General features: G+C 45.4%; 17 protein-coding genes. 15 read left to right on the top strand and 2 right to left on the bottom strand.

Annotated elements, in window-relative coordinates; genetic code table 11:
* Positions 1-18 precede the first annotated feature (18 nt).
* The 4 genes from atpA to H580_RS0105165 all read left to right on the top strand — a co-directional run bounded on the left by atpA (position 19) and on the right by H580_RS0105165 (position 4,442).
* Positions 19-1,533 (top strand): F0F1 ATP synthase subunit alpha, encoded by a 1,515-nt coding sequence (atpA, locus tag H580_RS0105180; protein WP_028593840.1) that lies wholly within the window; start codon positions 19-21, stop codon positions 1,531-1,533.
* A 109-nt stretch (positions 1,534-1,642) separates the two neighbouring features.
* A complete protein-coding gene (atpG, locus tag H580_RS0105175) occupies positions 1,643-2,518 on the top strand; it encodes an ATP synthase F1 subunit gamma (protein WP_028593839.1) in 876 nt (291 codons plus the stop codon).
* A 34-nt stretch (positions 2,519-2,552) separates the two neighbouring features.
* On the top strand, positions 2,553-3,959 hold the full coding sequence (atpD, locus tag H580_RS0105170) for a F0F1 ATP synthase subunit beta (RefSeq protein ID WP_028593838.1): 1,407 nt from the start codon (positions 2,553-2,555) through the stop codon (positions 3,957-3,959).
* Positions 3,960-4,028: 69 nt separating this feature from the next.
* Positions 4,029-4,442 (top strand): F0F1 ATP synthase subunit epsilon, encoded by a 414-nt coding sequence (locus tag H580_RS0105165; protein WP_028593837.1) that lies wholly within the window; start codon positions 4,029-4,031, stop codon positions 4,440-4,442.
* A gap of 118 nt (positions 4,443-4,560) precedes the next feature.
* Here the strand turns inward: H580_RS0105165 and H580_RS0105160 are convergent, their stop codons facing one another.
* Entirely contained in the window at positions 4,561-5,901 is a 1,341-nt protein-coding gene (locus H580_RS0105160; RefSeq protein WP_028593836.1) for an FAD-dependent oxidoreductase, read from the bottom strand.
* A gap of 363 nt (positions 5,902-6,264) precedes the next feature.
* On the bottom strand, positions 6,265-7,002 hold the full coding sequence (locus tag H580_RS0105155) for an alpha/beta fold hydrolase (protein WP_425414112.1): 738 nt from the start codon (positions 7,000-7,002) through the stop codon (positions 6,265-6,267).
* Positions 7,003-7,588: 586 nt separating this feature from the next.
* Between H580_RS0105155 and H580_RS0105150 the strand changes: the two genes are divergently transcribed.
* The 11 genes from H580_RS0105150 (at position 7,589) to H580_RS0105100 (ending at position 17,774) form a co-directional block, all read left to right on the top strand.
* Positions 7,589-7,957 carry an NADH-quinone oxidoreductase subunit A gene (locus tag H580_RS0105150; RefSeq protein ID WP_028593834.1) on the top strand — a complete coding sequence of 123 codons (369 nt, stop codon included), beginning with the start codon at positions 7,589-7,591 and terminating at the stop codon, positions 7,955-7,957.
* Positions 7,942-8,460: a NuoB/complex I 20 kDa subunit family protein gene (locus H580_RS0105145; RefSeq protein ID WP_028593833.1), complete on the top strand. Its 519-nt coding sequence runs from the start codon at positions 7,942-7,944 to the stop codon at positions 8,458-8,460. Before H580_RS0105150 ends, H580_RS0105145 begins: the two co-directional genes overlap by 16 nt.
* The gene (locus H580_RS0105140) at positions 8,457-9,038 is read left to right on the top strand and encodes an NADH-quinone oxidoreductase subunit C (RefSeq protein ID WP_028593832.1); all 582 of its coding nucleotides are present in this window, start codon (positions 8,457-8,459) and stop codon (positions 9,036-9,038) included. The genes H580_RS0105145 and H580_RS0105140 overlap by 4 nt, the downstream gene beginning before the upstream one ends.
* Before the next feature lie 5 nt (positions 9,039-9,043).
* The gene (locus H580_RS0105135; RefSeq protein ID WP_028593831.1) at positions 9,044-10,144 is read left to right on the top strand and encodes an NADH-quinone oxidoreductase subunit D; all 1,101 of its coding nucleotides are present in this window, start codon (positions 9,044-9,046) and stop codon (positions 10,142-10,144) included.
* The gene (gene nuoH, locus H580_RS0105130) at positions 10,144-11,154 is read left to right on the top strand and encodes an NADH-quinone oxidoreductase subunit NuoH (RefSeq protein ID WP_028593830.1); all 1,011 of its coding nucleotides are present in this window, start codon (positions 10,144-10,146) and stop codon (positions 11,152-11,154) included. The genes H580_RS0105135 and nuoH overlap by 1 nt, the downstream gene beginning before the upstream one ends.
* A gap of 70 nt (positions 11,155-11,224) precedes the next feature.
* Positions 11,225-11,677: an NADH-quinone oxidoreductase subunit NuoI gene (nuoI, locus tag H580_RS0105125; protein WP_028593829.1), complete on the top strand. Its 453-nt coding sequence runs from the start codon at positions 11,225-11,227 to the stop codon at positions 11,675-11,677.
* Positions 11,670-12,239 carry an NADH-quinone oxidoreductase subunit J gene (locus tag H580_RS23450; protein WP_051217269.1) on the top strand — a complete coding sequence of 190 codons (570 nt, stop codon included), beginning with the start codon at positions 11,670-11,672 and terminating at the stop codon, positions 12,237-12,239. The genes nuoI and H580_RS23450 overlap by 8 nt, the downstream gene beginning before the upstream one ends.
* On the top strand, positions 12,240-12,551 hold the full coding sequence (gene nuoK / locus H580_RS0105115) for an NADH-quinone oxidoreductase subunit NuoK (RefSeq protein ID WP_028593828.1): 312 nt from the start codon (positions 12,240-12,242) through the stop codon (positions 12,549-12,551). It abuts the gene before it with no gap.
* A 20-nt stretch (positions 12,552-12,571) separates the two neighbouring features.
* Positions 12,572-14,473, top strand: a complete 1,902-nt coding sequence (gene nuoL / locus H580_RS0105110; RefSeq protein ID WP_028593827.1) for an NADH-quinone oxidoreductase subunit L — start codon at positions 12,572-12,574, stop codon at positions 14,471-14,473.
* On the top strand, positions 14,474-16,087 hold the full coding sequence (locus tag H580_RS0105105) for a complex I subunit 4 family protein (RefSeq protein WP_028593826.1): 1,614 nt from the start codon (positions 14,474-14,476) through the stop codon (positions 16,085-16,087).
* Positions 16,088-16,091: 4 nt separating this feature from the next.
* The gene (locus tag H580_RS0105100) at positions 16,092-17,774 is read left to right on the top strand and encodes an NADH-quinone oxidoreductase subunit N (protein WP_028593825.1); all 1,683 of its coding nucleotides are present in this window, start codon (positions 16,092-16,094) and stop codon (positions 17,772-17,774) included.
* Positions 17,775-17,998: the final 224 nt, after the last annotated feature.

Below are 17,998 nucleotides of genomic sequence, written 5' to 3'. Positions count from 1 at the left end.
AAGAATGGGGTGAAGCGAGTGAGCATCAGACCTGAAGAGATCAGCACGCTGATTAAAAGTCAAATTGAGAAGTACCAGTCTCAAATCGAAGTGGCAGAGGTCGGTACCGTTATTCAAGTCGGTGACGGTATTGCCCGTGTTCACGGCCTAGAACAATGTATGTCCGGTGAGTTGCTCGAATTCTCAAACGGCGTCATGGGTATGGCCCTGAACTTGGAAGAGAACAACGTCGGTATCGTTATTCTTGGTCCTTACAAAGACATTCGTGAAGGTGACCAAGTTAAACGTACAGGACGCATCATGGAAGTTCCAGTCGGCGAAGCATTGCTTGGCCGCGTCGTGAATCCGCTTGGTCAGCCAGTAGATGGCAAAGGGCCAATCGCTACGACAGAGTTCCGCGCAGTTGAGTCCCCAGCACCAGGGGTTATCGACCGTAAATCGGTTCATGAGCCTATGCAAACTGGACTTAAATCTATCGATGCGCTCGTTCCTATCGGTCGTGGTCAGCGTGAGTTGATCATCGGTGACCGTCAAACAGGTAAAACGACAGTTGCAATCGATACAATCATTAACCAAAAAGGTAACGGCGTAAAATGTATTTACGTTGCTATCGGCCAAAAACAATCTACTGTAGCACAAGTAGTTGAGACGCTTCGCCGTCACGGTGCTTTGGACTACACAATCGTTGTAACGGCATCCGCATCCGAGCCGGCTCCGCTTCTCTTCTTGGCGCCTTACTCTGGTTGTGCGATGGGTGAGTACTTCATGTACAAAGGCGAGCACGTTCTCGTTGTTTATGATGACTTGTCCAAGCAAGCGGCTGCATACCGTGAGCTTTCGTTGCTTCTACGTCGTCCTCCGGGCCGTGAGGCATATCCGGGTGACGTATTCTACTTGCACTCCCGTTTGCTAGAGCGCGCAGCGAAGCTGAGCGATGAGAATGGCGGCGGTTCCTTGACGGCATTGCCGTTCATTGAGACGCAAGCGAATGACGTATCTGCGTACATTCCTACTAACGTTATCTCTATTACAGACGGACAGATCTTCCTAGAGTCAGACTTGTTCTACTCGGGTCAGCGTCCAGCGACTAACGTTGGTATCTCTGTATCCCGTGTAGGTGGTGCTGCACAGATTAAGGCGATGAAGAAGGTAGCTGGTACGTTGAAGCTTGACCTCGCACAATACCGTGAGTTAAAAGCATTCTCCCAGTTCGGCTCCGACTTGGATAAATCCACGTTGTCTCGTCTTAACCGTGGTGACCGTCTGATGGAAATCTTGAAACAAGGTGTTAACCAACCGCTTGCGGTTGAGAAGCAAGTAGTGAGTCTTTACATTGCTACTCGTGGTCATCTTGACGAGATTCCATTGTCCGATATCCGTCGCTTCGAGCAAGAGTTCTTGGCTCACGTTGAGTCTAATGCTCAAGCGATTCTTGATTCGATCCGTGACACAAAAGATCTCTCCAAAGAGACTGAAGATCAGATCGTTGAAGCAGTGACAAAGTTCAAGAAAAGCTTTGCCGTTTCGGCTTAATGAAATATAAAGGGTAGCCGGGTGCGCGATGTCGCGTCCCGGTTCACCACGTTCAAGCGAAGAAGCAAGCTCTGCCTCATGCAGGGCTGATAAGGCAGGTGAAACGTAAGTGGCTAAAGGTATGCTCGAAATAAAGCGCCAAATTAAGAGCGTTCAGAGCACGAAGCAAATCACGAAAGCGATGGAAATGGTTGCAGCAGCGAAGCTTCGTCGTGCACAGGAGGCTGCGACAGCAGCTCGTCCTTACGCAGATAAGCTTAAAGAAGTTGTAAACAGCATCGCGGCAGGTACGCAAAGTGCTCAGCATCCGATGTTAGTGAAGCGTCCTATCAAGAAGACGGGTTATCTCATCATTACATCAGATCGCGGATTGAAAGGCGGTTACAACGCCAACGTCATTCGTAAGCTGATGGATACGATTGCAGAGCGACATCGTTCGACAGATGAGTACGCGTTGTTCGTTATTGGACGCAAAGGCCGTGACTATTTCCGCCGCAGAGGATTGCCAATCGTAGAGGATGTTACGGAAGTACCAGATTCACCAACGTTTGCCGACATCAAAACAATCGCCTACAAAGCGGTTCAATATTTTGAAGAAGGTCAATACGATGAATTGAATCTATTCTACAACGAGTTCATCAATGCGATTACGCAAACTCCGGTTGAAAAGCGTTTGCTTCCGCTAGAAGATAACGCTGTAAGCGGTGCTAAAGCGGTGCAAGCTACGGCAACCTACGAGTATGAGCCAGATGCGGATACGGTGTTGGCTCACTTGCTGCCGAAGTACGCAGAAACGCTTATCTATAGCGCAGTACTCGACGCGAAAGCGAGTGAGTTCGGTGCGCAAATGACGGCAATGGGCAGTGCGACGAAGAATGCAACGAAGATGATTTCTTCTTTGACACTGACATACAACCGTGCGCGCCAAGCGGCTATTACGCAAGAAATTTCCGAAATCGTAGCAGGAGCGAGCGCTCAGGCTTAATGGATAAGGCAGTTTTTCAGTAGGAGGGAACGAGATGAACAAAGGACGCGTGTTAAGCGTTACAGGTCCGGTTATTGACATTGAATTCGAACGTGGTCAACTTCCGGAAATTTTGAACGCGATCAAGATCGAACAAAAATCGACAGCTCCTGGCGTACCTGATATCAATCTGACGTTGGAAGCATCCGTCCACTTGGGCGATAACGTAGTTCGCTGCGTTGCGATGTCTTCTACAGACGGCTTGGTTCGTGGTATTGAAGCAGTAGACCTCGGAGCACCGATTACAGTACCGGTTGGTAGTGTAACATTGGGTCGTGTATTTAACGTATTGGGTGAGCCAATCGATAACGCTGGTGAAGTAAACCGTGACTTGGTTAACCCAATTCACAGACAAGCACCAACATTCGATGAGTTGTCCACTCAAGCGGAAATTCTTGAAACTGGTATCAAAGTTATCGACTTGCTTGCTCCATACGCGAAGGGCGGTAAAATCGGCCTCTTCGGTGGTGCGGGTGTAGGTAAAACGGTAACGATCCAAGAGCTTATCAACAACATCGCACAAGAGCACGGCGGTATCTCCGTATTCGCAGGTGTTGGTGAGCGTACACGTGAAGGTAATGACTTGTACCATGAGATGAGTGAATCCGGCGTTATCGCGAAGACAGCGATGGTATTCGGTCAGATGAACGAACCTCCTGGAGCTCGTCTGCGTGTTGCATTGACAGGCTTGACGATGGCGGAATATTTCCGTGATCAAGAAGGTAAAGACGTATTGCTCTTCATCGATAACATCTTCCGCTTCACGCAAGCAGGTTCTGAGGTATCTGCATTGCTAGGACGTATGCCATCCGCAGTAGGTTACCAGCCTACATTGGCAACAGAGATGGGTCAATTGCAAGAGCGTATTACTTCTACGAAAAAAGGTTCCGTTACGTCGATCCAAGCGATCTACGTTCCAGCGGATGACTATACGGATCCAGCTCCAGCAACGACGTTTGCTCACTTGGATGCAACGACGAACTTGGAGCGCCGTATTTCCGAGATGGGTATCTTCCCTGCGGTTGACCCATTGGCATCTTCTTCTCGTATCTTGACACCTGAAGTTCTAGGTGAAGAGCATTACAACGTTGCTCAAGGCGTTAAGCGTATTCTTCAACGCTACAAAGAGCTTCAAGATATTATCGCAATCTTGGGTATGGACGAGTTGTCCGAGGAAGATAAGCTGACTGTTGCGCGCGCACGTAAGATCGAGCGTTTCATGTCCCAGCCATTCCACGTGGCAGAGCCATTCACAGGTCACAAAGGAAAATACGTACCTGTTAAAGAAACAGTACGTTCCTTCAAAGAGATTTTGGAAGGTAAGCATGACAATCTTCCAGAAGCAGCATTCTTGTATGTTGGTACGATCGAAGAGGCTGTTGAGAAAGCGAAATCGCTATAATAACAGCTTGATGTGATACGGTCCGATTCTTTCATCTAACGAAGTTCGGAACGGAAGGAGGAACCGCGTTTGAACACCTTTATGTTGGAGATTGTTACTCCCGAGCGCAAAGTATTTGCACAGGAAGTGAACAGCATCAGCGTGAAAGGCGTTGAAGGGGAGCTCGGCATTTTGGCTGGGCATATTCCGATGGTCACACCACTTCAGATCGCTCCAATGAAGATCAAAGTGGACGGCAAAGAGCATTTCGTAGCTGTTCATGGCGGCTTCTTGGAAGTACGAAAGGATAAAGTGGTCTTGCTGGCAGAAAGTGCAGAATTGCCTGAAAATATTGACGTGGATCGTGCGAAGGCTTCTAAGTCTCGTGCGGAGCAGCGTATATCGATGGCAGATCGCAGTAAGCAGGATCATGTTGACTTCCGTCGTGCGGAACTGTCGCTTCAACGTGCAATTGCGCGTCTTAAAGTATCGGAGAACCGATAATGATAGAGAGGCTGTCTTATCCATTAGGATAAGCAGCCTCTTTTGTTATATATAATGGTGGGGCAATATTAAGATGATATCGATACTACACAATCCTGTACGAGTAAGCAGAAACGGATTAATGAGCTTCATTCCAAGTTTGCAGAGCTACGGCATTCAAGTAGTTCCACGGTTTATTGAAATGCGGCTGGAAGAAGAAATCGACAACCGCGAGTTCATCTATGGTCATATTGTTTTGGATACATACCGACATCGTATTAATCGCTGGTGTTAAGTCAATTGTCGAAGCGAGTTGAGCGCCTAGTATACGGCGTGTATCAGCTTCGTAAACAACTTTCAAAGTCAGCGGTTCAGCTGTAGGCATAAATGTTGGACGATACGTATCAACTAATGTACTTGTTGCTGCGTTCATGCCAAGTTGTGCAGCAGCTGTTTCTGTTAAACCTGTCGATGCGATATGATGCTCATAAATTTTGATACCCGATGTACCTTGCGTTCCAAGCGAGCGCATGCGATTTTCTTTCAAGTTACAAGCTGCGATCGTACCCATGCGTACTGCATTTGTAGCTAGTGGGATATACACTTGTTCACCTGTTGGGTTGTATAAAATGGAACAGCAATCCCCTGCAGCCATGACATCAGGATGGCTTGTGCGCATATACTCGTCTACCTTAATTGCCCCGTTATCAAGCATCTCCAATTGTCCTTGGAACAGCTCTGTATTAGGTTTGAACCCGATGCACAAAATAACGAGGTCGGCATCGTAATGGCCTTTGTCTGTCACAACTGCCTGAACGTTGCCATCTGTACCTTCGAAACGCTCTACTTTTTCGCCAAGTGCAAGGTTCACACCACGTTCTTGGAACGATGCTTCTACAGGAGCTGTAAATTCAGGATCAAGATATTTCGGCATGATACGTTCTTCCATATCTATCAGTGTTACCTGTTTACCAGCTTCTTCGAAAGCTTCTACTAGTTCGATACCGATATAGCCAGCTCCGATAACGACAATGTTTTTAGCTTCTTGCGCTTTCTCCATAATTGTATTCGAATGGTTATAGTTTTTGCAGAGCAAAATATTGTTCAGCTCAATGCCTTCAAACTTAGGAACGATTGGCCACGAGCCTGTTGTAATGATTAGCTTGTCGAATGTATCTTCTCTTTGCTCATCTGTCTGCAAGTCACGGACGTGCAGCGTATGGTTTTCAATATCGATCTCAGTTACATCGTGGAGCATATGCATCTTCACACCAAGTTCTTTCATTTTCTCTGGCGAAGAGTAGAAGAGGCCTTGCGCATCTTTTACCACACCACCTACGTATAATGCGATCCCGCAAGATAGAAACGAGATATTATCATTACGTTCATATACGGTAATTTCAGCATCTGGATAACGCTTTGCTGTTTCGACAATTGCTGCTGTTCCTGCGTGTGTACAACCAATAACGGCTACTTTCATATGAGAATTCCTCCTTAAGGGAATAGGATAGTTAAATTTTTAATAAATGAATTAGTATTAGTGAAAGTGAAAACATTCACTAATAAAGCTAAATAAAAAATGTGAACTAACGTCGTTCGGCTTACTATGTGATATTAATCACAACCTCTTGCATATCCATAGTATATACCACGTGAAAAGATTCTCAATAGGGTTTTCAGTAACAGTTGTGAACATTATGTGAAAAAAAGAACAAAGGTTTGATCGGGTAAAGTAATAACAATTGGAATGGTGTAGTTAAGGAATACAAATAACCATCCTAAGAATAGGATGGCAGTAAATCAATCACTCAGATGTATAATTGTAAAAGGCAGATCAAGCAGCTCAATTCGTTCGTATGTATTCAGTCGATAGGGGCAAGGAATCATGTTGAATCCATTTTTCAGTCACTTGATTGAATAGTTCAGGATCTGCTAAAGAAGCACCGTGACCCATTTTAGGAAATACAAAACCTTGGCATCTAGGGTTGCTATATATAATTTTAATCATGGAGTCTTTCATCATTTTCTTTTCTTTTTCACCAACCGTGACTAGTATGTTTCCATTTGCTTGTCCAAAATTTTTTGGGATCGTAAACGACATGTTTTCGCTTAGTATTCTGGCTAGCGTGTCCTTGGTCATCCGGGAATTTTCATCATAGTAAGTTCCATAGAGTGCTTCATCTATGTACATCGACTTGGCTTGGATTTTGGAAAATGTTTTATTACGCGTAAGTGGATGAACAATCGCTAGCGATTTTGTAAATATTTTTGCGTAGGAGATGGGTTTTACTAAAGCACTATTTATCATGGCGTATTGGATTAAGTCAGGTCTTTTGCTGAGAATAGCTATTAACACTTGAGCTCCTAAAGAAAACCCGATAGCTATGATGGTTTTCCCTTGCCCTTTTTCCTCAATTAGCGCAATGATTTGGTCTGCACTATTAGTAATGGTGAATGGACGGTCATCACTGCTTTGTCCTTGTTCCGGCATATCAGGAACTAGACAATGAAAGTTCTTAAAGTGCTCGACTTGTTTATTCCACATCCAACCACTAGCTCCACCGCCATGGATAAACACCATAAGGGGAGCGTGCTTATGTCCGTATTCCTTGTAGCGTAAAGACAAAGCACTCACCTCAATGTAAGTATTTACATAATTATACCATATACAAACAAAATCGAAATATAAAAAGCTGAAACAAGAACAAAAAGGTTATATAGTGCCTCTAAATATTCATTAAAAAATGACATTCAGATGTGTTGACAATTGAGAAAGATTATCATATACTGAGTTTAGTTAAGATTGATAATCATTCTCAAGGACAAAATTGAGAACGGATTATCCCCCCTTATCAGTTAAGACTTACTTCTTGGTCAGACGTTGCAGTAGGTTGGTTGTAAGGTAGTTTCCTCATCCTCCATTGACCGCGGGTGGTAGCCGCGGTCCTTTTTTTATTCTCGGAAGTTTACATATATCCCTCTTATTCTTTTCAAACCCATCCAATTACTCCAATTCGATTTGTTCATGTTTATTAAGTGAAGATTTTATTCTCATTTTGGGCGAGCTTCATATACATCTTTAATAGGTGGCTTGTTTGGCTATCTCTATGCAGGTGAACGACGGGCAAATAAGAAATACGATTATTTGTCAGGCGGAGGAGATGATTATGGCCTATTTTAACAATTATGTCTTGGTAGTTATTTTTATAGCATTAGGCATTTTGCTGCCGATTGCTGCACTTACGCTTGGAAGGTACTTACGGCCGAATAGGCCAACAGCGATGAAGATGACGACTTATGAGAGTGGGAATGAGCCTGTGGGGGCGGGACAAGTCCGATTCAACATTCGCTATTATTTATTTGCGTTGATGTTCGTTATTTTCGATGTGGAAACCGTTTTCTTATATCCTTGGGCTGTCGCCTACAATCACTTGGGCTTATTTGCATTAATTGAAATGTTAATATTCGTATCCATGCTGCTTGTTGGGTTGATGTATGCCTGGAAAAAGAAGGTGTTGAAATGGAATTCGCGTTAGATTCGATATCCGCTGATGAACGTCGTGAGCTTGAACGTAACGTGTTTATGGGAACGCTGGAGCAGTTGAAGGCATGGGCCCGCAGCAATTCGCTGTGGCCATTGACATTCGGACTTGCTTGCTGCGCGATTGAGATGATGGGGACAGGCGCTTCTCATTATGATTTGGATCGTTTTGGAGTTATGTTTCGCACCTCGCCTCGCCAATCGGATGTCATGATTGTAGCTGGTACTGTAACAAAAAAGATGGCGCCACTGCTGCGTCGTTTATACGATCAGATGCCTGAACCAAAGTGGGTTATTGCGATGGGTTCATGTGCAACGGCCGGAGGGCCTTATGTGAAGTCTTACTCGGTTGTAAATGGTGTTGATCAGGTTGTGCCAGTTGATGTGTATATTCCGGGCTGTCCTCCGAACCCTGCCGCTTTAATTTATGGAATCAATAAGCTGCAAGAGAAAATACGCTACGAGGCAAAGACAGGAAGACGGGTGACAATCCGATGAGTGATAAGCCGGAGGAGCTCAATGTGCAATCACCTCAGACCGAGCAAACGGAACGAACTCCAATTAATCAGGAAGCAGAATCATTTGAACGTGCAGTAGATACTCCTCAATCTAGACTGGAGCAGTTAGTTGAACAATTGAAGCATGATATAGCGGAAGATGTGGTGGATGAAGCTATTATTAACGAAGTAAACGGACAACTGCCAACAATTACTGTCAAAAAGGAGCATTGGCTTGCTGTTGCTCGATGGTTTCAAGTGGAAGAGGAGTGGTCATGCGACTACTTAAGAAATGTAGCTGGCGTCGATCAGGGAGATGAGCTTGAAGTTGTTTATCATCTAATTAGCTTGCAAACTAGGCGGGAGATTGCGGTTCATGTGAAGACAGAGAGGGAGCAATCATGGATACCTTCTGTAACTCCACTGTGGCCAACGGCGAATTGGAATGAGCGTGAAGTGTATGACTTGCTCGGAATTGATTTCCCTGGACATCCAGACTTGAGACGCATCATGATGCCGGATGATTGGGTGGGTCATCCACTGCGTAAAGATTATGATCCGTCAGATACGGAGGTGTAACCCCATTGATTCGCACGGAGGAATTGTTGTTAAACGTCGGCCCTCAGCATCCGAGTACACACGGCGTATTTCGAATTGTACTGAAGCTGGATGGTGAAATCATTAAAGAAGCAACTCCTGTTATGGGCTATTTACACCGCGGCACAGAGAAATTAGCGGAACAATTGAACTATACACAAATCATTCCTTACACCGACCGGATGGATTATGTCTCTGCGATGACGAACAATTATGTGCTCGTGCATGCTGTGGAGAAGATGATGAACATCGAAATTCCAGAACGGGCAGAATTCATGCGCCTTATAGTCATGGAACTGCAGCGGGTTGCTAGCCATCTAGTATGGTGGGGCACGTATTTACTGGATATCGGGGCGATGAGTCCATTTTTATACGCGTTTCGTGATCGTGAAGTAATCATTGATCTATTCAATGAACTGTGCGGTGCGCGACTTACTTACAATTACATGCGTGTAGGTGGTGTGAAATGGGATGCCCCGAGCGGTTGGATCGATAAGGTGCGTGACTTCATTCCTTACATGCGCAAGCGATTGAAAGAATACGACAAGTTGGTCAGCGGAAATGAAATATTCCTTGCACGGATTAAAGGAGTAGGTATATATGATGCACAGACGGCAATTGCTTATGGGTTGAGTGGTGCTAATTTGCGTTGTACAGGCGTGAACTGGGATTTGCGGAAGCAGGAGCCATACAGCCTTTATGAGCGTTTTGACTTTGATGTGCCGCTGTCCTTCAACGGAGACTGCTATGATCGCTATAGAATTCGAATTGAGGAAATCGTACAGAGCTTGCGCATTTTGGAACAGGCGGTAGAGCAGTTCCCATCCGAGGGTGAGACCATGGGTAAAGTACCACGCGTCATTCGTCCACCTGCTGGTGAAGTCTATGCTCGGATTGAATCGCCTCGCGGTGAAATCGGCTGTTACATCGTTTCAAAAGGCAAGGCAGAACCGTACCGCTTGAAATTTCGTAGGCCCTCATTTGTGAACCTTCAAATTTTGCCTGAATTGCTCGTTGGTCAGTCGATGACCAATCTAATTACGATTCTTGGTGGAGTCGATATCGTAGTTGGGGAGGTGGATTGCTAGTGACGGAATTGCTTCAACAGGCACTAACTTGGCAGAACGGCCTTATTTTCCTTGGTTGGGCAGTCTTGTTTCTGTTTATCGTACTCGGATTCGTGACCTATGCTATTTATTTTGAACGCAAAGTTATCGGCTGGATGCAATTCAGACATGGCCCAACTCGTGTCGGCCCCTTAGGATTGCTCCAATCGGTAGCAGATGTGTTAAAGCTCCTCATCAAAGAAGATACCATCCCACAAAAGGCAGACCGTGCCTTATTCATACTAGCTCCCATTATTACATTTGTACCAGCGTTCGCCGTATTGGCTGTCATCCCGTACACACCTTCCTTGTATTTTGCAGACTTACATGTAGGGTTGCTCTATTATGCAGCTCTTTCAAGCTTGTCCACCATCGGTATTATTTTGGGCGGATGGGCCTCCAACAATAAATATTCTTTAATCGGGGGCATGCGCTCTGCCGCACAAATGATAAGTTATGAGATTCCTCTCGTTATATCTGTAGTTGGCGTCGTTATGCTTAGCGGAGGCTTAAGCTTGCGCACAATTGTAGAAGGACAGGGGAATAACTTTTGGGAATGGAATCTGCTGCCTCAAATGATTGGCTTCGTTGTGTTTATGATCGCTGCTGTGTCTGAATTGAATCGAACTCCGTTTGACTTGCCTGAAGCAGAGTCAGAGCTGGTGGCGGGCTATCACGTGGAATATAGTGGATTCCGCTTTGCATTCTTTATGCTGGCAGAGTATGTATACGTGTTCGCCATTGCAAGCTTAACAACGGTGTTGTTTCTTGGCGGTTGGCATCCACCTCTCGCGATATTGGATTTTATACCTGGTCTGCTCTGGTTCATGTTGAAGTTTGTGTTTGTTGTATTTTTCTTATTTTGGCTGCGTGCAACGATGCCGCGGATTCGTGTCGATCAATTGATGAGTTTTGGGTGGAAGGTGCTGCTGCCGCTTGCTTTAATCAATATTTTCGTCACAGCTGCGTACATCGAGTTGTTCTTGAAGTAAGTGAGAGAGATCTGCAAACCCGCAGCTGAAGCGGGTACACGAGGAGAACCACCGAAATGGGGGGAAGTCTGTGAAAGGGTTATTCAAAGGATTGGCGGTCACGCTGAAAGCCATGACATCCAAAAAAGTTACGTATGCCTATCCTGATGTACCGATGCAGATGCCTGAGCGATTCCGTGGAGTCCAGCATTTTGATCCTGACAAATGTATCGTTTGTAACGCCTGCGCGCGTATTTGTCCTACGGACTGCATCACGCTGACTGGTAAGCCGCATCCAGACCCTACTAAAAAGGGAAAGGTTATCGATACGTACGATATTAATTTTGAAATATGCATTTTGTGCGATTTGTGTACGGAAGTATGCCCCACAGAGGCGATTATGATGACGAACAACTTTGAGCTGGCTACATGCAGTCGTGATACGTTGTTCAAGGATCGAGAGTGGCTACATGCTAATGATCAGCGCATTCGCTACGACAATATTTCAATGCTTCCGAAGGGAGGCGGGAAAAAAGATGTTTGATCTTAGTTTCGTATGGAATGGTCATTCGATATTATTTCTCATCTTGGCTGTATGTGTGATCTCTGGTGCAGTATTCATGTTGAACTTCAGCAAAATTATACACATGGTCGTATCGCTGGCCTTCACGTTTGTTGGTCTAGCAGGTGTGTATGTGCTGCTGGAGGCAGAATTTGTAGCGGCTGTCCAAATTCTTGTGTATGCAGGGGCCATTTCTATTTTAATGATATTCGGCATCATGATGACCAAGCATGACGAGTTAGAAGAGTCACCTCGCATCCAATGGAAAGGAGTATTCGCTGCGTTGGGGTGTGTAGCTCTTTTTGTGGCTATATTTTTCGCTATTCGCAGCACTTCATTTCCAACGGCACCTGCAACAGGGCCGCTTGCTGAGGACAATACGTTGGAATTAGGAAAGCAGATTTTCACAGCACACGTTATCCCATTTGAGTTGTTGTCTGTGCTGCTAACGGTTGCCTTTATCGGAGCCATCGTTGTGGCTAAGCATGAAGATGCAGAGGAAAGCGAAGCAGTAAGCTCTCCATCTCAAAAGGAGGCGGAGTAAATGAGTTCGATGCTGGCCTCCTATTTAACTTTGGCTGCTATTTTATTTTGTATTGGACTATATGGGGTGCTAACGAAGCGAAGTGCTGTCATTGTATTGCTGTCGATTGAGTTAATGTTGAATGCTGTCAACTTGAATTTAATTGCATTCTCGAAATATGGGGTTGTACCGAGCTTAAAGGGACAAGTGTTTTCGTTGTTTAATATCGCGATTGCCGCAGCAGAAGTAGCTGTTGGTATTGCTATTTTGATCGCGTTGTACCGCAATCGAGGCACGACGAATGTGGATGAGTTTAATGAACTGCGAAATTAACTGGAAAGGAGGGTGATGATATGGAGAGCGTCTATGCGCAGTATGTGTGGGCTGTTCCCATGGTTCCTTTACTTGCGTTCCTCGTGCTGACGTTGGCGAGGTGCGTAGTTAAAGGAAGTGCAGCCTTTATTGGTGTTGGCAGCTCATTGATAGCCTGTGTCTTGTCTATTCTTATACTGCTAGAAAGGTTAATGGCGAATACAGATGTATACACAGTGAACGTAGAATGGTTGAGCTTCGGAACGGTTCACTTTGAACTCGGTTATGAGCTGACTAACTTGAATGCGCTTATGCTGGTCATCGTTACAGTAGTTAGTACACTCGTCAATCTTTATGCTAAAGGATATATGGCAGATGATGAGCGCCAAACTGTATTTTTTGCGTATATAGGCTTGTTTACCTTCTCCATGCTAGGGTTGGTCATTTCACCTAACTTGCTGCAGCTGTATGTATTTTGGGAGCTAGTAGGCGTATGCTCATTTCTCCTAATCGGATTCTGGTATGAACGTCCAGCGGCGCGTGCTGCGGCCAAGAAGGCTTTTATTATGACGAGAATTGGGGATGTCGGCCTGCTTATCGCTATCCTGATCTTGTTCTGGCAAATGCCGAACCATGCGTTGGATTTTCAGTCGATTGCGCAGGTGTTTGCTAGTGTGGATACGATGTCCCAATTCGGTATATCAGCAGGTTTAGCGACTTGGATCGCTTCTCTTATCTTTTTAGGGGCAATAGGCAAGTCAGGCCAGTTCCCGCTTCATACATGGCTCCCTGATGCAATGGAAGGACCGACACCCATCTCAGCGCTCATCCATGCAGCAACGATGGTGGCGGCTGGCGTCTATTTGGTAGCTCGAACTTTTGATATTTTTCAGGTGTCTCAAACTGCCATGTTCATCGTAGCTTCTGTAGGGGGATTTACAGCGATATTTGCCGCGACGATTGCTGTTGCTCAACGGGATATGAAGCGAATATTGGCTTATTCTACAGTAAGCCAATTGGGCTATATGATGCTCGCGCTAGGATTAGGCGCTGTTACAGCGGGGATATTTCATCTATTTACCCATGCATTTTTTAAGGCGTTATTGTTTCTGGGGGCAGGTAGTGTCATTCATGCGGTACATACCCAACATATTTTTAAAATTAATGGGCGTGCTCGCCATATGAAAATAACAGCATGGACCTTCGCCATCGGCGCATTGGCTTTATCCGGAGTGCCGCCATTGTCTGGCTTTTGGTCGAAGGATGCGATACTGAGTGTGGCTTGGGAAAGCAACAAACTGTTATTTGTAATTGGCGTAGTAACCGCATTTTTGACGGCATTTTATATGTCGAGGCTATTTTTTATCGTGTTTACAAGAACAAAGCGTGTACATACAGAAAGTGTCGATTCTCCTATTCACGAGTCACCAGCTGTGATGACGATACCCTTGGTTGTGCTAGCTATACTGGCCGTGGTGGCAGGCTTCGTTTATACGCCGTTTTATAGCGGCTTCGAAACATGGCTTACTGGAGTGGCGGCTAGTGACCATACGAATGTAATCGTGATCATTGTTTCTACCCTTGTTGCATTAAGCGGGATTGGGCTCGGGTATTTCATCTATGGGCCGAATGGGGTTCGAGAAGATCAGTGGAGCAGCGTGATTAAGCCGTTATATTACCTCGTGGAGCGCAAGTATTATGTGGATGAGCTGTATAAACTGTTTGCTGTCTACCCCCTCAAAGTGCTGGGAAAAGTACTTGATGTTTTCGATCGTTATATAATCGATGGGCTTGTTCGGTATACAGCAAGCTGCACGGTTCAATTCGGTAAGCTGTTTACACGGATGCAAAACGGTCAATTGCAGTCATATGGCTTGCTATCAGTGTGCGGCTTTTCCGCCTTATTGCTTTTACTGCTGCTGCTCGGAAAGGGGTTGTGGTAGATGGTGCCATGGTTAACTTTACTTGCCTTCTCACCGCTAGTTGGTGTGCTGCTGCTTAGCTTAGTACCTCATGAACGTGTGAAGCTGCTGCGATGCATCGGTATTGCAGCAGCTCTGCTGCCTTTGTTGCTAGCCCTTTTCATCTATACCTATGTGAATGTTGGAGGGCAAGGTAGCAGCTTAACTGAGCGATACAACTGGATTGCCATACCATTAAATATTGAGGCGATACAGCCTTATGTACAGTCATGGTCATTCGAGATCGATTACCATTTGAGCATCGGCGGGCTGTCACTTCCGCTTGTGGTGATGACAGCGATTGTGACAGCTATGGCGGCATGGGCTTCCTTAACAATCAAGCAGCGTGTGAAGAGCTATTACATATGGTTTTTGCTGCTTGAGGTAGGCATGTTAGGTGTGTTTATGGCACGAGACTTGTTTTTATTTTTCTTATTTTTCGAATGGACACTCGTACCGATGTTTTTCTTGATTGGGATATGGGGGTTTGCCAAACGCGAGAAGGCAGCCAATCGTTTTCTTGTATACAACGGCCTAGGCTCTGCCTTGCTGCTGGTAGCCTTTCTTATCCTAACTGCAACAGCAGGTCTTTCTGTTCGCGGGGAAGCAGGAGCGCCGTTGCATCTCGTATACAGCGGTGACCTTGAGCAAATGATTCGTCAGCTAAGTGATGCACAATCATTCGTCAATACGCTGCCTGGACCAGCCAGCAGCTTCAATCCTTTTTACTTGTCTGAAGCTTGGAGAACGACAGCTTTTGTTTTACTCCTTCTAGCTTTTGGTATTAAGCTTCCGATTTTTCCTTTCCATACGTGGATGCTGCGTGTCCATGTGGAAGCCCCGACACCAGTGGTCATGCTTCACTCAGGAGTATTGCTGAAGATGGGGGCGTATGGACTGATTCAATTCGGCGTTGCCTTGCTACCGCAGTCATTTGTGTCTTGGTCTACGGTACTTGCTATTATTGGCCTCATTAACATCGTCTATGGAGCTCTTCTTGCTTATGTTCAAAAGGAACTTCGTCTTTTACTGGCATACTCCAGCATCAGTCATATGGGATTTGTCTTGCTTGGGATTGCGGCAATGAACGATATTGGCATGCAAGGAGCTGTCTTGCAAATCGTATCACATGGCTTTATCTCAGCCTTATTCTTCTTGTTGGTAGGCTGCTTGTTAGAGCGAACAGGTACAAGTCGTATTGATGAGCTAGGAGGGTTGGCAAAGCGACTCCCATTCTTAAGTGCTATGCTGCTGCTAGCGGGCCTAGCTTCGCTAGGTCTCCCAGGACTATCAGGATTTATGGCGGAGCTATTATCTCTGTTAGGCTTGTATGGCCAACTGCCGTGGGCTGCCATTGTAGGAGGGCTTGGCATCATTTTGAGTGCGGTATACGTCTTGCGCGGCGTATTGGCCATTACGTATGGGCCACTGGATATGCGATTTGCACAGCTTAAAGATACACGAGCTGTTGAAGCAGTTCCCGCTGTTATATTGACGCTTGCTATTATAGTAATAGGTGTGCTGCCAGCCGTTGTTACCATGCCAGTTCAGCAAGGAATAGAGCATATTATCCACATAATCCAGGCGGGGAGGTAAGAGCATGAATACACAATTGTATCAACCGCTGCAAGGGAGTGACCTCCTGTTAATGGCACCAGAGCTGACGCTCGTAATTGCAGTGATCGTCATGTCTATCGTTGACTTGCTGCTTCCTCGGAGCATCAATCGCAGCTGGATCGGTGGAATGTCTCTTATTGCGGTGCTGGTATCGCTAGGAACGGTTATTTGGACACTAGTAGATCGTTACCAAGACGCGATTGCTGGCCATAAAGTTGGTGTGATCGAGTTATTAGGAGGCAGTTATCGGATCGATGATTTCGGGCTGCTGATAAAGGTTGTTCTGTTAATTGGAACTGCACTTGTGATCCTGATAAGTATCGGCCATATTCGTGAATCTGATATTCAGCACCGTGGCGAATACTACTATTTACTGCTGCCAGCGGTGCTTGGTGGGCTTGTACTGGTATCCTCCGCTGATCTGATTACGTTATTTGTCGGTTTAGAATTGTTAAGTATTAGCTCTTATTTATTAGTGGCGATACGTAAGCGGGATCGTCGCTCCACAGAGGGGGCTTATAAGTATATTGTGCTAGGCAGTACAGCATCCGCATTTATTTTGTATGGAATGTCCTTTTTATATGGGATGACAGGCGCGACTCATCTTGGACAAATTGCGGAGGCGCTCGCTCAGAATGCGGATCAATTCCTTCCTCTCCTCTATCTCAGTATGTTGCTTCTGCTTGTCGGTTTCGGATTTAAAATAGCTGCTGCTCCTTTCCACGCCTGGTCGCCAGATGTATATGAAGGAGCCCCAACTCCAATTGCAGCCTTTTTATCTGTCGTATCCAAAGGTGCTGTTCTTGCATTATTATTTCGGCTTGTATTTCATATTTTATTTGGCTTTCAGTATGCCGATGGGTTGGGCTACCTTTCGTCTGCGGGTGCTTTCATTAACGAAGACGTATCCCTCATCCTTTTATCCATTGCAGCACTATCTATGATCGTAGGCACAACGATGGCACTTCGACAGGTAAAGGTGAAGCGTCTTCTCGCTCTATCTGGTGTTGCTAATGCGGGTTATTTGCTTGTGCCGTTAGGTTTGAATATTTTTCAACCTACTGCGTGGTATAGTTCAAACTTTTCAACATTCTGGTATTACTTGATTGCCTATGCATTTACGACTATTGGTGCTTTTGCGGTTTTAGCAATGGTGTGCAGAGGAACTGAGCATGAGGAGCTTAAAAGTTTTGCTGGATTGTACTATAGGGCGCCATGGCTGGCCGTAGCTATGACCATATTTGTACTGTCTCTGGCAGGTATTCCGATAACAGCTGGATTTTTTGGCAAGCTATACATCTTGCTAGGAGCAGTTGCGACACATGCATTGTGGCTGGCCATTATTATGATGGTGACGAGTGTCATTTCGTTTTATGTGTATTTTGGTTTTATTCGGCACATGTTTATGCGTGACTGTGAAAGCGTGTCACACTTACAGACTGCCCAGCCTCAAAGTTTTGAACTAGAATCTGAAGTAGGATTAGAATCACCCAAAGGACATGTTGGACCTGTTAGTTTTAAACGTATTCACGTGTCTGTCGCCTCGGGCGCTGTGGTTGCGTGTAGTGCGGCGGCTGTCATTATATTGGCCATTTTTCCAAATGAGTTAATGACTTGGGTAAATACGCTATTATCTCTTGCGAACGATATTTATGCAGCTTCTTAATTTGTACATTATCGTTTGAATTTGCTCTATGTGGTGGTAATGATAAGTAGCTGAAGCAGCAGCCTGAACACACGGATAGTACGTCCGGTAAAAGGATAATTGATCATCCTTTCAAGATTCGTTGAATGATCTGCTGACCCAAGTAGGGTACATGAATGGTTTCGTTCAACTGATGCAGCCCGTACTACGATGTGATTCAGGCTTTTTGCTGTGAATTGATATTT

Source organism: Paenibacillus assamensis DSM 18201 (assembly GCF_000422445.1).
Classification (GTDB): Bacteria; Bacillota; Bacilli; order Paenibacillales; family Paenibacillaceae; genus Paenibacillus_B; species Paenibacillus_B assamensis.
This window is presented reverse-complemented; position numbering and strand designations above follow the sequence as displayed.

Coding starts and splice junctions, on each gene's coding strand:
- H580_RS0105145 (WP_028593833.1), top strand. CDS start 7,942: ATGGAATTCGCGTTAGATTCGATATCCGCTGATGAACGTCGTGAGCTT.
- nuoL (WP_028593827.1), top strand. CDS start 12,572: ATGGAGAGCGTCTATGCGCAGTATGTGTGGGCTGTTCCCATGGTTCCT.
- H580_RS0105100 (WP_028593825.1), top strand. CDS start 16,092: ATGAATACACAATTGTATCAACCGCTGCAAGGGAGTGACCTCCTGTTA.
- H580_RS0105155 (WP_425414112.1), bottom strand. CDS start 7,002: ATGGTGTTTATCCATGGCGGTGGAGCTAGTGGTTGGATGTGGAATAAA.
- H580_RS0105105 (WP_028593826.1), top strand. CDS start 14,474: ATGGTGCCATGGTTAACTTTACTTGCCTTCTCACCGCTAGTTGGTGTG.
- H580_RS23450 (WP_051217269.1), top strand. CDS start 11,670: ATGTTTGATCTTAGTTTCGTATGGAATGGTCATTCGATATTATTTCTC.
- H580_RS0105150 (WP_028593834.1), top strand. CDS start 7,589: ATGGCCTATTTTAACAATTATGTCTTGGTAGTTATTTTTATAGCATTA.
- H580_RS0105140 (WP_028593832.1), top strand. CDS start 8,457: ATGAGTGATAAGCCGGAGGAGCTCAATGTGCAATCACCTCAGACCGAG.
- nuoK (WP_028593828.1), top strand. CDS start 12,240: ATGAGTTCGATGCTGGCCTCCTATTTAACTTTGGCTGCTATTTTATTT.
- H580_RS0105160 (WP_028593836.1), bottom strand. CDS start 5,901: ATGAAAGTAGCCGTTATTGGTTGTACACACGCAGGAACAGCAGCAATT.
- atpD (WP_028593838.1), top strand. CDS start 2,553: ATGAACAAAGGACGCGTGTTAAGCGTTACAGGTCCGGTTATTGACATT.